This window comes from Nocardioides sp. Z13_37, assembly GCF_058355585.1.
In genome coordinates this window covers 124,560-138,430 of the sequence record NZ_JBZGDV010000008.1, presented here as the reverse complement: position 1 = coordinate 138,430, position 13,871 = coordinate 124,560, and the positions used below count along the sequence as shown (strand labels likewise).

Annotated in this window: 12 protein-coding genes; 1 reads left to right on the top strand and 11 read right to left on the bottom strand. The window is 72.1% G+C overall.

Annotated elements, in window-relative coordinates; translation table 11 throughout:
* Nucleotides 1-107: 107 nt before the first annotated feature.
* The 9 genes from AC4H2S_RS17975 to kduI all read right to left on the bottom strand — a co-directional run bounded on the left by AC4H2S_RS17975 (nt 108) and on the right by kduI (nt 9,733).
* The gene (locus tag AC4H2S_RS17975; RefSeq protein ID WP_491498344.1) at nt 108-1,205 is read right to left on the bottom strand and encodes a sugar kinase; all 1,098 of its coding nucleotides are present in this window, start codon (nt 1,203-1,205) and stop codon (nt 108-110) included.
* Nucleotides 1,202-1,867: a bifunctional 4-hydroxy-2-oxoglutarate aldolase/2-dehydro-3-deoxy-phosphogluconate aldolase gene (gene eda / locus AC4H2S_RS17970; protein WP_491498343.1), complete on the bottom strand. Its 666-nt coding sequence runs from the start codon at nt 1,865-1,867 to the stop codon at nt 1,202-1,204. Before eda ends, AC4H2S_RS17975 begins: the two co-directional genes overlap by 4 nt.
* A complete protein-coding gene (locus AC4H2S_RS17965; RefSeq protein ID WP_491498342.1) occupies nt 1,864-3,354 on the bottom strand; it encodes an aldehyde dehydrogenase family protein in 1,491 nt (496 codons plus the stop codon). The genes eda and AC4H2S_RS17965 overlap by 4 nt, the downstream gene beginning before the upstream one ends.
* 63 nt (nt 3,355-3,417) lie before the next feature.
* A complete protein-coding gene (locus AC4H2S_RS17960; RefSeq protein ID WP_491498341.1) occupies nt 3,418-4,413 on the bottom strand; it encodes an ABC transporter permease in 996 nt (331 codons plus the stop codon).
* Nucleotides 4,414-5,976, bottom strand: coding sequence for a sugar ABC transporter ATP-binding protein (locus AC4H2S_RS17955; protein WP_491498340.1), 1,563 nt, complete (start codon nt 5,974-5,976; stop codon nt 4,414-4,416).
* Entirely contained in the window at nt 5,973-6,980 is a 1,008-nt protein-coding gene (locus AC4H2S_RS17950; protein WP_491498339.1) for an ABC transporter permease, read from the bottom strand. Before AC4H2S_RS17950 ends, AC4H2S_RS17955 begins: the two co-directional genes overlap by 4 nt.
* A gap of 2 nt (nt 6,981-6,982) precedes the next feature.
* Complete coding sequence (locus AC4H2S_RS17945; RefSeq protein ID WP_491498338.1) at nt 6,983-8,062, bottom strand: sugar ABC transporter substrate-binding protein; 1,080 nt, start codon at nt 8,060-8,062, stop codon at nt 6,983-6,985.
* 115 nt (nt 8,063-8,177) lie between these two features.
* Nucleotides 8,178-8,957, bottom strand: coding sequence for a 2-dehydro-3-deoxy-D-gluconate 5-dehydrogenase KduD (gene kduD, locus AC4H2S_RS17940; RefSeq protein ID WP_491498337.1), 780 nt, complete (start codon nt 8,955-8,957; stop codon nt 8,178-8,180).
* A complete protein-coding gene (kduI, locus tag AC4H2S_RS17935; RefSeq protein ID WP_491498336.1) occupies nt 8,954-9,733 on the bottom strand; it encodes a 5-dehydro-4-deoxy-D-glucuronate isomerase in 780 nt (259 codons plus the stop codon). The genes kduD and kduI overlap by 4 nt, the downstream gene beginning before the upstream one ends.
* A 250-nt stretch (nt 9,734-9,983) precedes the next feature.
* On the opposite strand from kduI, the gene AC4H2S_RS17930 reads away from it, so the two are divergent.
* Nucleotides 9,984-10,781 carry an IclR family transcriptional regulator gene (locus tag AC4H2S_RS17930; RefSeq protein WP_491498335.1) on the top strand — a complete coding sequence of 266 codons (798 nt, stop codon included), beginning with the start codon at nt 9,984-9,986 and terminating at the stop codon, nt 10,779-10,781.
* Nucleotides 10,782-10,795: 14 nt separating this feature from the next.
* Here the strand turns inward: AC4H2S_RS17930 and AC4H2S_RS17925 are convergent, their stop codons facing one another.
* Both AC4H2S_RS17925 and AC4H2S_RS17920 read right to left on the bottom strand, forming a co-directional pair.
* Nucleotides 10,796-12,847: an MFS transporter gene (locus AC4H2S_RS17925; RefSeq protein ID WP_491498441.1), complete on the bottom strand. Its 2,052-nt coding sequence runs from the start codon at nt 12,845-12,847 to the stop codon at nt 10,796-10,798.
* 111 nt (nt 12,848-12,958) lie between these two features.
* On the bottom strand, nt 12,959-13,867 hold the full coding sequence (locus tag AC4H2S_RS17920; RefSeq protein ID WP_491498334.1) for a class C sortase: 909 nt from the start codon (nt 13,865-13,867) through the stop codon (nt 12,959-12,961).
* Between the last annotated feature and the right edge of the window lie 4 nt (nt 13,868-13,871).

Sequence of the window (13,871 nt, the reverse complement as noted above, 5' to 3'; positions counted from 1 at the left end):
GCCGAGTGCGACGCCCGGCACCGTCACGGCCGCCAGCCGCGTCAGGTGGTGTCTCATCGCTCACATCCTCGGGGATCGGCAGTCGTCGGGGGCGGCGTGTCCACCGCTCAGCGGCGCACGCGGGCGCTGCCGCCGCCGGCGAGCGCCCTGACCTCCTCGCGGGTGACCATGGAGGTGTCACCGGGAGTCGTCATCGCCAGGGCGCCGTGGGCGGCGCCGAGCTCGAGGCACGTCTGGAGGTCCTCGCCCTCGAGGAGCCCGTAGACGAGACCGGAGGCGAACCCGTCACCGCCTCCCACGCGGTCGTAGATCGCGAGGTGGTCGCGTGCCGTCGACTGCAGGACGCCCGTGTCCGGGGACCAGGCGATGGCCTGCCAGTCGTTGTCGCTGGCACTGTGGACGCCGCGCATCGTCGTCGCGATGACCTTGAACCACGGCATCTTCTCCGCGACGGTGGCGACCATCGCGGCGAAGCTGTCCATCGGCAGCTCGCGCAGGTGCTCGTCGACGTGCTCGACCTCGAAGCCGAGGGCGGCGGTGAAGTCCTCCTCGTTGCCGATCATCACGTCGACGTGCGAGGCCAGCCGGGTGTTGACGTCGCGGGCGAAGTCGGGCCCACCGATCCCCGCCCACAGGCTGGGCCGGTAGTTGAGGTCGAACGACACGACGGTGCCGTGGCGCTGCGCGGCGGCCATCGCCTCCTCGGCGACGGCAGCCGCGTTCTCCGACAGCGCCGCGAAGATGCCGCCGGTGTGCAGCCAGCGCACGCCGCGACGCCCGAAGAGGTCGTCCCAGTCGACGGTGCCGGGCGTCATCTGCGCGATCGCCGTGTGCGCCCGGTCGGAGACCCCCACCGCACCGCGCACGCCGAAGCCGCGCTCGGTGAAGTTGAGGCCGTTGCGCACCGTGCGCCCGATGCCGTCGTAGGGCTCCCACCGGATGAGCGAGGTGTCGACCCCGCCCTGCATGATCAGGTTCTCCACGAGGTGGCCGATCTCGTTGTCGGCCAGGGCGGTGACCACCCCGGCACGCAGGCCGAAGACCTTGCGCATGCCGCGCGCCACGTTGTACTCGCCGCCGCCCTCCCACGCCTCGAACCGGCGCGCGGTGCGGACGCGACCCTCGCCGGGGTCGAGGCGCAGCATCACCTCGCCGAGCGCGACGATGTCGAGCTCGCACTCGGCCGCCGGACGGGTCTCGATCATGCGTGCGCTCCTTGGGGGTCGTGGTGGGACAGGCGGGACGTGGCGGCGCAGCGCGCCGCGACCTCCGCCCACTGGCCGGCGGCCAGCAGGTCGGGGGCCACCATCCAGCTGCCTCCGACTGCGGCGACCGCGCCGTGGGCCAGGTAGGCCGGCGCGCTCGCCTCGGTGATGCCGCCGGTGGGCACGAAGCGCACCTGCGGGAAGGCGGCCGCGAGCGCCTTGACGGCGGGGAGCCCGCCGGTGGCCTCGGCGGGGAAGAACTTCACGGTGTCGAGACCGAGGTCGAGCGCGCGCATGATCTCGGACGCGGTGCTCACCCCCGGGACGACGGGCAGGCCGAGCTCCTGGCACCGGCGCACGACGCCGTCGCTGAGGCCGGGTGAGACGACGAAGCCCGCGCCGGCCTCGTGGGCGAGGTCGACCTGCGCCGGGGTGAGCACCGTGCCGGCACCCACCACGAGGTCGTCGCGCGCCGCCAGGCGGCGCAGCACCGCGGCCGCGCCGGGCGTGCGGAACGTCGCCTCGGCGACGGGCAGGCCGCCGCTCACCAGCGCGTCACCGAGGGCGTCGGCCCGGTCGGGGTCGTCGAGGACCACGACGGGCACGACGCGGTGCCCCCGCAGGACCTCCATGAGGTCCCGCGGGGTGTCGCCAGCGGTCATCGGAGCTCGGCGATGACGGTCTTGAGCTCGGTGTAGTCGTCGAGCCCGAACGACCCGAGCTCGCGGCCCCAGCCCGACTGCTTGTAGCCGCCGCGGGGCAGGGTCACGTCGTCGGCGTGCCAGGTGTTGAGCCACACGGTGCCGGCGCGCAGCCGGCCGCCGACACGGTGGGCGGTGCCGAGGTCGCGCGACCAGACGCCCGCGGCCAGGCCGTAGACGGTGTTGTTGGCGGCGGCCACGACCTCGTCCTCGGTGTCGAACGGGATGGCGGTGATGACCGGGCCGAAGATCTCGTCGGTCTGCACGGCCATCTGCTCGGTCACGTCGGTGATGAGCGTCGGGGAGAAGAAGTAGCCGCGCTCCTTGGCCGGGTCGGGGCTGCCGGCGGTGATCGTCGCGCCGTCCGCGACGGCGCCACGGACGTAGCCCATGACCTTCTCGTGCTGCTCCTGCGAGACCAGCGGGCCCATCGTGGTCGCCGGGTCGAACGCGTCGCCGACGGTGATGGCCCGAGCGGCCGCCGCGACGCCCGCGATGACCTCGTCGAAGACGTCGCGCTGGACGTAGAGGCGCGAGCCGTTGACGCAGCACTGGCCCTCGTTGAAGTAGCCGGCGAGCGCGGCGCCCGCGACGGCGGCCTCGAGGTCGGCGTCGTTGAAGATGATGTTGGGAGCCTTGCCGCCGAGCTCGAGGGAGACCTTCTTGAGGTTGCCCGAGGCGGCTGCCGCGATCTTCTTGCCGACCTCGGTGCTGCCGGTGAAGGCGACCTTGTCGACGCCGGAGTGCGCCACCAGGGCGGCGCCCGCGTCGCCGAAGCCGGGCAGGATGTTGACGACGCCGGCGGGCAGGCCGGCCTCGAGCAGCAGCTCGCCGAGGCGCAGCGCGGTCAGCGGGGTCTGCTCGGCGGGCTTGAGGACGACGGTGTTGCCGGCGGTGATCGACGGGATGATCTTGAAGGCGGCCATCGTCAGCGGGAAGTTCCACGGCACGATCCCCGCGACGACGCCGATCGGCTCGCGGCGCGTGTAGGCGTGGAAGTCGCGCCCGGGCACCGACATCGGGATCGTGGTGCCCTCCATCTTGGTGGCCCAGCCGGCGAAGTAGCGGAACAGCTCGGCGGCGACGCCGACGTCGCCGCGCGCGGAGGCGAGACTCTTGCCGTTGTCGAGGGACTCGAGCTGGGCGAACTCCTCGGCGTGCTCGTCGATCAGGTCGCCGATGCGCCACAGCAGGTGGGAGCGGTCGCGAGGGGAGAACCTCGACCACGGCGAGCCGTGCTCGAAGGCGGTGCGGGCCGCGACGACCGCGCGGTCGGCGTCCACGGCGGAGGCCTGCGCGACCTTGACGAGGACGTCCTCGGTGGCGGGGTTGACGGTGTCGAAGGTCTGCCCGTCCTTGGCGTCGACGAGCTCGCCGTCGATCAGGAGCTTCTTCGGGGAGGAGAGGAACGACTGGACGGCAGGGAGGAGCGAGGTGGTGTCGGACATGGTGGCCTTCCGAGGGTCGGAGCGGAGGGTGGGGACGTACGTCGGGGAGTCAGGGGGTCGGGACTACTTGATGATCAGCACCTTCGAGCGGTCGAGGGTCAGGGCGACGGCGGCGACGATGATCGCGCCGTAGAGGATCTGCTCCCACGCGGACGGGACGCCCACGATGGGCAGCCCGACGCGGAGCAGAGTGATGACGAGGGCGCCGACCAGCGAGCGCCACAGGCTGCCGTGACCGCCGGTGATGGCGGTGCCGCCCACGACGATCGCGGCCACCGCCGGCAGCAGCAGGTTGTCGGCCATCGTCGGGCTGCCGCTGAAGTTGCGCGACACGAGCATCACCGCGGCCAGACCGGCGCACGCGCCCGAGACGATGAACGCGCCGACCTTGACGAGGTCGACCGGCGTGCCGGCCAGGCGGGCCGCCGACTCGGAGTAGCCGGTGGCGGTCACCCAGCTCTGCAGGGGGGTGAGCTTGAGGACCAGGGCGATGGCGGCGACCACGACGACGGCCACGAAGAACGACATCGGCACGACCCCGGCGACGTACATCGTGATCCACTTCGTCGCCTCCCGGTCGACGATCCGGATCGGCCCGGCGTCGGAGATCACGAGGGCGACCGCCGAGAAGATGCTGAGCCCGCCCAGGGTGACGATGAACGACGGGATGCGCAGCACGACGTGGGCGATGCCCTGCACCGCACCGAGGGCTCCGGCGGCCGCGATGACGGCCGGCACGGTGAGGCCGCCGAGGTCGGGCAGCCACATCGCGAAGAGCACCGTCGACAGCGAGCACAGGGCCGCGATCGACAGGTCGATGCCGCCGCAGAGGACCACCAGCGTGGCGCCCGCGGCGAGGACGACGAGCGGGGCCGACGTGCGGACGACGGCGATCATGCTGCGCTGGGTGAGGAAGTCCGGGTCGGCGATGGTGAGCGCAGCCAGCAGCGCCAGGAGCGCGATGAGCGGCATGAACGACGTCAGCCGCTGGCCGACCGTGGGCCCGCCGTGGACGGCGGGCTGCTCGGCTGCCGGGGTGGCGAGAACGGGGGTCGTCACTCAGACCATCTCCTTGACCAGGTCGAGGGGGGTCGGCTTGGCGCCCGAGGGGCAGGCGACCTCCTTGGTGGCGCGACCGTCGTTCATCACGATGATCCGGTCGGACATGCCGATCGCCTCCTCGAGGCTGTCGGCCAGCAGGACCGTGGCGACGCCACTGTTGGCGAGCTCGCGCATCAGCCGGTAGACCTCCGAGCGGGCCCCGATGTCGAGACCGCGGGTCGGGTGGTCGAGGAGGAGCAGGCGGATGTCGCCGGCGACGAGCCAGCGAGCCAGCACCACCTTCTGCTGGTTGCCGCCGGAGAGCCGCTGGATCGCGGTGCCGCGGTGGGGCGTGCGGATGGAGAGCCGCTCGATCCAGCTGTCGACGAGGGTGGCCTGCTTGCGCGGCGCCACGAGCGGACCGGTGCAGCGGGCCTTCTGCTTGGTGAGGGTCATGTTGTCGGCGACCGACATCGGGCCCACCATGCCCTCGATCTTGCGCTCCGCCGGCACGTAGCCGATGCCGGCGGCGCAGGCAGCCCGCGTGCCGGTGAGCTCCAGCTTCTCGCCGTCGAGGGTGACCTCGCCCGAGGTGGTCGGCTCGGCGCCGAAGAGCGCGCGGCAGACGTCCTCGCGCCCCGAGCCGTGCACGCCGACGATCCCGACGATCTCGCCGGCGTGGACATCGAGGTCGACGTCGCGGAACGTCGCGCCCGAGAGGTTGCGGACGCTGAGCATCGGACGGCGCTCCTCGTCGGCGCGACGGGCGGCCGTGTCGTGGTAGTGGTCCTCCGAGCCGGTCGAGCCGATCATCATCCGGTGCAGGTCGCCGGGAGCGGCGCCCTCGGTGGGCACCTCCCCCACCGACTGGCCGCCGCGCAGCACGGCCACGCGGTCGCAGACGTCGAGCACCTCGTCGAGGCGGTGGGAGACGAAGACGACCGACGCGAACTCGCGCAGCCGGCGCACCTGGGCGAAGAGGGTCTCGATCTCCTTCGACTCCAGCACCGAGGTGGGCTCGTCGAGGATGATCACCGGCGCGTGCTGGGAGCGCTCCTCGATCCGCAGCACCTTGGCGATCTCCACCATCTGGCGCTCGGCGAAGCTGAGGGTGTCGGTGCGGGCCAGGGGGTCGATGTGGGAGCCGATCTTGTCGAGCTGCTCCTGCGCCAGGCGGCGCATGGTGTCCCAGCGGTAGAGCCCGCGGCGCACGCCGGGCCCCTCGCTGCCGAGCACGATGTTCTCCGCCGCGGTGAGGTTGGGCACCAGCGACTGCTCCTGGAAGACCATCCCGATGCCGTGGTCGGCGGCCTCGACGACGCTGCGCAGGCGCACCTTCTCGCCGCGGACCCAGATCTCTCCGGCGTCGGGTCGGACGAGCCCGACGAGGGCCTTGAGCAGCGTCGACTTGCCGGCACCGTTCTCGCCGGCCAGGCCGAGCACCTCGTGCTGGCGCACGACCAGGTCGACGCCGTCGAGGGCCTTCACGCCGGGGTAGTGCTTGACCAGCCCGCGCACCTCGAGCGCGTGGACCGGAGCCGCTGCGGGCACCTCGGGCGCCTGCTGGACATCGGTGGTCACTTCGTCACCTGGTTCCTTCGACGTTGAGGGAGGACGGCCGCGGCGACCGCGACGACGACGATGAGGCCCTGCACACCGCCCTGCCAGTAGGGGCTGACGCCCACCTGGACCAGGCCGTTGGTGAGCACGGTGACGAGCAGGACGCCGACCGTGGAGTGGAGGATGCCGCCGCGACCGCCCGTGAGCAGGGTGCCGCCGACGACCGCCGCGGTGATCGCCGCGAAGTCGTAGCCGCGTCCGGCCTGGACGAGCCCGGCGCCGAGCTGGCTGGTGACCATGACCCCGGCGAGGGCGTAGAACGCGCCGGCCAGGGTGAACGCGGCCACCTTGTAGGGCGCGACCTTCACGCCGGAGAGGGCGAGCACCTCCTCGGCGCCCCCGATCGCGAACGCGTAGCGCCCGAGACGGGAGTAGCGCTGGACCAGGTAGCCGAGCAGCACGCAGCCGGCGGCGATCCAGGTGAGGTAGGAGAAGCCGAGCAGGCGGTCGACCGCCCACGACTCCAGCATCGTGTCGGAGATGTTGGGCTGGACGCCGGCGAACATCAGCGTGGCGATCCCGAGCCCGATGGCGGAGACGCCCAGCGTCGTCATGAACGACGGCACCTTCAGCAGCACCAGGGCCAGCCCGCTCAGGCAGCCCAGCGCGGCGCCGACCAGCACGGCGAGCAGCACCCCGAGGAGACCGAGGTCGTTGTCGTTGCGGTTGTTGGCGACGAGCAGGGCGACGGCGATCGCGGAGGCCCCCATGACACCGGGGGCGGAGAGGTCGATCGACCCCATCATCAGCACGAACGTGATGCCGCAGGCCACGACGGCCAGCACGGCCGCCGTGTCCATGATGTTCTGGACGTTGCCGAGCGTGCGGAAGTCGGAGCTGAGGGCTGCGAACACACCGAAGATCACGAGGAGCGCGACCGGGGGACCGGCGTCCCGCAGCGACACCCCCCGCCGAGGCTGGGGGCGCGTCGCGACGACCTCGACGTCCTCGGCGGGGGATGTCATGGTCACGAGATGGCGCCCTGCGAACGGCTGAAGAGGTTGTCGCAGGCGAACTCGGACTCGTCGACCTCGGGGGAGATGAAGTCGGCGACGTTGTCCTCCTGGATCAGGAACTGCTCGGCGAACCAGGCGCGCTCGGAGATCTCGTCGACCTCGAGCTCGCCGGTGGCGACGCAGTAGCCGATGGCCAGGCCGATGCCTCCCTGCCACGGGCCGTCGCTGGAGACGGTGGCGGTCATCGAGCCATCCTCGATGGCGGTCAGGGCGTCGGGGACCGCGTCGATGCCGACGACGGCCACGTCGTCGCGACCGGCCGCCTTCAGGGCCTCGAGCGCGCCGAGGGCCATGTCGTCGTTGGCCGCCCAGATGCCCTTGATGTCCTTGCCGTGCTTGGTGAGCAGCGTCTTGGTCACGTCGAGCGCCTCGGCGCGGGAGAAGTTGGCCGTCTGGTCGTCGAGCAGCTCGACGTCCGGGTTGGCCGCCAGCGACTCCTCGAGGCCGGCGAAGCGGTCCTTGGCCGCGCCGGTGTCCAGGATGCCCTGGAGGGCGATGATGCCGCCCGAGCCGCCGATGGCCTCGGCCAGCGCGTCACCGATCTGCTTGCCGGACTCGACACCGTTGTAGGTGATGTGGCTCAGCCACTGGTCGTACTCGGTGACGTCGAGGTCGGCCGGCTTGTTCCACTGGGTGACGAGGTAGGCCCCGGCGTCCTGCGCGCCCTCGACGATCGGCGGGGTGTCGGAGTCGCCGTTCGGGAGGATGTTCATGACCAGGCACTCCGTGTCGCCCGCGAGCAGCTGGCTGATCTGCTCCTGCTGCTTGGTGGAGTCGCCGTCGTAGGTCATCCGCTCCTGGCTGAGGTCGACCGACTCGGCGAACGCGTCGCCACCGTCGAGCCAGGCAGCCTCGTACGGGTTGGACTCGTTGCGGACCTGGCCCACGAGCGTGATGTCGGACGGGCTGCAGCCGCCGGCCTCGGCACCGCCGCCGGACGAGCCGCCTGCCTCCTCGCTGCAGCCGGTGAGGGCAGCGGCTGCCAGCGTCAGGCCGAGGACGGCCGCGGCTGGACGAGATGTGAACTTCATCATCGATCCTTCTTTCTTGGTGCCAGAGGCTCCGGCAGGGGTTGAGGTCCGAGAGGGGGGTCGTGGTGCCGCGGGGGCGGCTCCGGGGTGGGCGTCCGGGTCGGGGACGGGTCGGTCAGCGGGCCATCCAGCCACCGTCGACGACCAGCACGTGGCCGTTGACGTAGTCGGCGGCGGAGGAGCTGAGGAACACGGCAGCGCCTGCGATGTCGGCGGCGGTGCCCCACCGGCCGGCGGGGATCCGCTCGAGGATGGACCGCGAGCGGTCCGGGTCCTCGCGCAGCGCGGTCGTGTTGTCGGTGGCCATGTAGCCCGGCGCGATGGCGTTGACCTGCACGCCCGCCGGGCCCCACTCGTTGGCGAGCGCCTTGGTGATCCCGGCGACGCCGTGCTTGCTCGCGGCGTACGACACCACCCGGATGCCGCCCTGGAAGGCGAGCAGGCTGGCGACGTTGACGATCTTGCCGTGGCCGCGCTCCACCATGGAGCGGCCGATGTGCTGGGACAGGAAGAACAGCCCGCCGAGGTTGGTGTCGACCACGCGCTGCCAGGACTCCGGGGTCAGGTCGACGGTGTCCTCGCGCTCGATGATGCCGGCGTTGTTGACCAGGATGTCGACCTGGCGGGCGGCGGCGACCTCGGCGCCGACCCGGGCCACGGCCTCGTGGTCGGAGACGTCGAGGTCGAGGACGGCGGCCTCGCGACCGAGCGCCTCCACCGTCTCGCGCGTCGCGTCCTGGCTGCCCGGCCGGCCGAGGAGCACCAGGTCGGCGCCCGCCTCGGCGAGTCCGACCGCAACGGCCCGGCCCAGGCCGCGGCCGGCGCCGGTGACGACGGCCGTCCTGCCGTGCAGGTCGAACGGGGAACGACGCGTGGTCGCGGTCTGCGTGGTCACAGGTCTGCCACGTCGACGGGGGTCAGGTCGGTGTAGGTGTTGTTCTCGCCGGCCATGGCCCAGATGAAGACGTAGGAGCCGGTGCCGGCGCCCGAGTGGATCGACCACGGCGGCGAGATGACGGCCTGGCGGTTGCGCACCACCAGGTGCCGGGTGGCCCCGGGCTCGCCCATGAAGTGGAAGACGCGGTCGTCCTCGTCGAGGTCGACGTAGAGGTAGACCTCCGTGCGGCGCTCGTGCAGGTGCGGCGGGAAGGTGTTCCAGACCGAGCCGTCGGCGATGACGGTCAGGCCGAACTGCAGGACCGAGGTCTGGAGCTCCTGGCCCCAGGCGTAGCGGTAGAGGTTTCGCTCGTTGGCGCCGCCGGCGCTGCCGAGGGAGAGCGGCTCGACGTGCTGGTGGCTCAGGAACGTCGTGGGGTGGGTCGCGTGCGCAGGGGCCGAGACGAAGTAGAAGGCCGCGTCGGTGCCGGTGAAGGAGACCTCGCTGCCCCGGCCCACGAAGATGCCGTCGAGGTGGCCGAGCTCGAACTTCTCGCCGTCCACCAGCACGTGCCCGTCGCCGCCCACGTTGATGACGCCCAGCTCGCGGCGCTCGAGGTGCGAGTCGGTGCCGAGCACGTCCCACGCGGGGAGGTCGAGCTGGCCCCCGGCCGGGACCGCGCCGCCGACGACCATCCGGTCGTCGTGGGTGTAGACACCGTGCACCTCGCCGTCGAGGAACAGGTCCTCGCAGAGGAAGTTGTCGCGCAGGTCGGCGCTGGTCGCCGTCTCCACTACCGACGGTGACGTGGAATAGCGAACCTGGATCACTTGTGGACACTCCTCGCGTCTCTGAACTTCGTTCGGGGGGCTGAACTGACAGGGACGCTATCGTGAGCACCATCACAGGTCAACAGCAAGAAATCAATCCATGTACGTGAACCGTCCATGTATGTAAACTCTTGTCAAACAGGGGTCGACGCACCCCCGGACGGTGGGCGGCAGTGGCTGCTCCCGGAACCCATCACAGAAGAGGCGACCTGCCATGGACACATCTGCCGCGCCGACGCCCTCGGGCAGCGCCCCGGTCAAGTCGGCAGCACGTGCGCTGGACGTGCTCGACGACCTCGCCGCCAACGGGCCCGGCACGCAGCTCCAGCTCGCCACCCGTCTCGGCATCCCCAAGAGCAGCCTGCACGCGCTGCTGCGCACCATGACGGCGCGCGGCTGGGTGCAGACCGACCCGACCGGCAGCGTCTACCAGGTCGGCATCCACGCCCTGATCGTCAGCTCGGCCTACCTCGACGGCGACCCCGTCCTGGCGCGCGCGAGCTCGTGCATGGACGAGATCAGCGCGGCGACGGAGGAGGCGGTCCACCTCGGGCGCCTCGACGGCGCCGACGTGGTCTACACCGCCAAGCGCGAGTCGATCCACCCGCTGCGCATGCACTCGGCCGTCGGCCGCCGCCTGCCGGCGTACTCCACCGCGCTGGGCCGCGCCATCCTCGCCGAGCAGCCCCTCGCCGTTCGCGAGGAGCTCATCCCCGAGGAGATCACCGCCCTCACGCCGCACACGACGACCGACAAGCAGCGCCTGCTCGAGATCATCGACCACGCCTCGGTGGCCGGCTACGCGGTGGAGCGCGAGGAGTCGTGCATCGGCGTGCGCTGCTTCGCCGTCGCGCTCCCCTTCGACCGCCAGAGCATCGACGCGCTGAGCGTCTCGGTGCCGATCAGCCGCCTCACCAACGGCCGCGAGGACTTCATCATCGAGACGCTGCTCAGCGTGAAGGCGCGGCTCACGCTCCTCCACAGCAACAGCATGGTGCGCTCCCCCGCCTGAGACCGCACGTCGGGCTAGGCGGAGCCCTCGTCACCTGCGCGCGCCGACGCGGTCAGGTCCGCCGGGTCGGGCAGCACGAGGTTGAAGCGGCGCCGCTGCGCGCTGATCACCACGTCCTCGGACTCGGCCGCCCCCGTGCGGGGGTCGAGCGCGGTCAGGACGTAGCGACCCAGCGGCGGCATCCCGATCTCGTAGTGGCCCTCGTCGTCGGTGCGGGTGGCGCCCGCGGACTCCCCGGACGAGTCGGTGAGCACGACGAGCGCGTCGCTGAGGGGCCAGCCGCCGCGGGAGATCACCCCCGCGACCGTGAGCCGCTGGTCGAGGTGCAGCACGGGCACGGTGTCGGGTGAGAGCTGGCGCAGCTCCGAGCGCGCCGCCCAGCCCTCGGCCGAGCAGATGACGAGGTACTCACCGGCGCCCGGCAGCACGACCGACCAGCGGCCGTCGTTGTCGGTGCGGGCCCAGTCGGCCTGGCGTCCGCGGCGGTCGAGCATCGAGACCACCGCCAGCCGGGCCGGCCTGCCGTCCGGGCGCTGCACCCGACCTCGTACGACCACCTCGGCGCCGATGTCCGCGCGGCGCACGGCGTCGCCGCGCACCCCGGCCCGGGGCGCCCCGGGCACCTCCGGAGCGCCCGCGAGGACGGGCGCGATGCGGGCCGGAATCATGAACCCGACCCCGGCGGCGGCGAACGCGACGGCCGCGGCGAGCCAGCTCATCGAGTGCAGGGCGGCCTCGGACGGGTAGGCGTCGCCGGCCACGACGCCGGCGGCCAGGATCGCGGCCACCGTCGCCGAGCAGGTGGACGTGCCGATGGCGCGGACGACCGTGTTGAGGCCGTTGGCGGCGGCCGTCTCGCCGATGGGCACCGACTGCATGATGAGCACCGGCATCGCCGCGAAGCTCACCGCGATGCCGACCGAGACGATGCACACCCCGATCACGAGCTGGGCGAGGCTGGCGTCGAGCAGGACGCGGACGACGTAGCCGAAGCCGGTGATGCACAGCCCCGCGACGAGCGTGATCCGGGCGCCGAACCGGCGCGTGATCGACGCCGACACCGGCGCCATCAGCACCATCAGCACGCCGCCGGGCAGCATCGCCAGGCCCGCCTCGGTGACGTCGAGGCCGAACCCGACGCCGGTGTCAGCGGGGATCTGCAGCTGCTGGGTGGCGACCAGGAGGTTGGTGAACATCGCGAAGCCGGCGAGCAGCGAGGCGATGTTGGTCAGGAGCACCGGGCGCCGGGTCGAGGTGCGCAGGTCGACCAACGGCTCACCCGTCCGCAGCTCCCACGGCGCCCACAGGGCGAAGAAGAGGACCGAGACCGTGAAGGACAGCAGCGTCCACTGCGAGGTCCAGCCCCACGAGCCGCCCTTGGAGATGCCGAGCAGGAGCGACGTCAGCGCGATGGACATCAAGATGGCGCCGGTCCAGTCGAACCGGGCCGGCGTGCGCACCCCGGACTCGGGCACCACCAGCATGACCAGCGCCAGCATGACCGTGGACATCGCCACGCTGCCCCAGAACACTGCCTGCCAGTCGAACAGCTCGTAGATCACGCCCGACAGCGGCAGCCCCACCGCACCGCCGATGCCCAGCGTCGCGCTCATCAGGGCGACGGCGCCGCCGATCCGCTCGGGCGGCAGCTCGTCGCGCATCATCGAGATGCCGATCGGGATCAGCGCGGGCGCGAACCCCTGCAGGGCACGGGCCACGATGAGCACCGCCAGCGAGTCGCTCATCGCCCCGAGCAAGGAGCCCGCGAGCAGCACGAGGAGGGAGACCACGACCATCCGGCGCTTGCCGTGCATGTCGGCCAGGCGCGACAGGATCGGCGTGGCGACCGCGCTGGTCAGCAGCGTGACCGTGACCAGCCAGGAGGCGTTGTCCGCGGTGGTGCCCAGCAGCCTGGGGAAGTCGGGCAGGAGCGGCACGACCAGCGTCTGCATCAACGACACCGACGTGCCGCACAGGGCGAGCACGAGCACGATGAGGCCCGAGCGGCTCGACCCCTCGGGGGCCGTGCGGGTGTCCCTCCGGACCGCCGCGGCCGTCGACGTCATCGGCACGACCGCCCCTCGACTCCCATGGAGGCGACCCTAGCGTCGCCGGCGGAGCGCCCGGGCGCCGCGCCCCCGGGATGGGAGCGCGCCCGCGGGCCGTCGCGACCTCGGTCAGGCCTGCTCGCCGGCGGCCACCCGGCGGCGAGGCCAGGCGTGCGCGACCGCGACGACGAGAGCGGCGGCGGCGCCCAGGATCCACCAGGGGAAGCCGGCCGCGCCACCCGGCCCGGCACCCTCGACCGCGGCCGGCGGCACCTGGGCGAGACGCTCCCCCGTCACCAGGATCCGGTGGCTGTTGACGCCGAGCGGCGTGCAGGTCACGAGCATCACCCGGTCCTTGCCGGGCACGGGGCGCAGCGCCTCGGTCTCGTCCGGCTCGACCACCTTCGTGCTGGTGACCTCGTAGGCGATCGCGGTGCCGAACACGTCGACGACGAAGTCGTCGCCGACCGTGAGCTTGTCGAGGTCGTCGAACATCGTCGCCTCGGGCAGGCCGCGGTGGGCCGCGATGACCGCGAGCGTGCCGCGACCGCCGACCGGCAGGTGGGATCCCTCGAGGTGGCCGGCTCCCTTCGCCAGCACCTCGTCGGAGGTGCCGTGGTAGATGGGCAGGTCGACGTCGATGTCAGGGATGACCACGTGCCCCATCACCCCGGAGCCGTTGAGGTCGAGGATCGAGTCGTAGTCGAGGGTGGCATCCCCGGAGGTGCCCCTGCCGGCCGGCTTGCGGCTCCCGGCCTCCAGCAGGGCCCCGCTGGTGAGGGCGGCGTTGTAGCGCTTCGCCCGCCGGACGTGCGCCGCGACCTCCTCCGGCGAGGCCTGGCGCAGGTCGGCCTTGTAGTCCCTGGTGACCTCGGCCTGGTTGACGGCGCTGAACCAGCTCGCCGCGCTCGGGTAGAGCAGCAGCCCGCTGCCCAGCACGACGAGCAGCGCCACCACGACCGACCCCACGACGGACGAGGCCGCCCTTCCCCCGTCGCGGGGGGAGGGGCGACCCGTCCGTGCTGCGTGCGTCGGCACTGGT

Excerpts from the sequence above, each read along its gene's own strand:
- AC4H2S_RS17975 (WP_491498344.1), bottom strand. The coding sequence starts at position 1,205 with ATGATCGAGACCCGTCCGGCGGCCGAGTGCGAGCTCGACATCGTCGCG.
- eda (WP_491498343.1), bottom strand. The coding sequence starts at position 1,867 with ATGACCGCTGGCGACACCCCGCGGGACCTCATGGAGGTCCTGCGGGGG.
- AC4H2S_RS17965 (WP_491498342.1), bottom strand. The coding sequence starts at position 3,354 with ATGTCCGACACCACCTCGCTCCTCCCTGCCGTCCAGTCGTTCCTCTCC.
- AC4H2S_RS17950 (WP_491498339.1), bottom strand. The coding sequence starts at position 6,980 with ATGACATCCCCCGCCGAGGACGTCGAGGTCGTCGCGACGCGCCCCCAG.
- AC4H2S_RS17945 (WP_491498338.1), bottom strand. The coding sequence starts at position 8,062 with ATGAAGTTCACATCTCGTCCAGCCGCGGCCGTCCTCGGCCTGACGCTG.
- AC4H2S_RS17930 (WP_491498335.1), top strand. The coding sequence starts at position 9,984 with ATGGACACATCTGCCGCGCCGACGCCCTCGGGCAGCGCCCCGGTCAAG.
- AC4H2S_RS17925 (WP_491498441.1), bottom strand. The coding sequence starts at position 12,847 with ATGACGTCGACGGCCGCGGCGGTCCGGAGGGACACCCGCACGGCCCCC.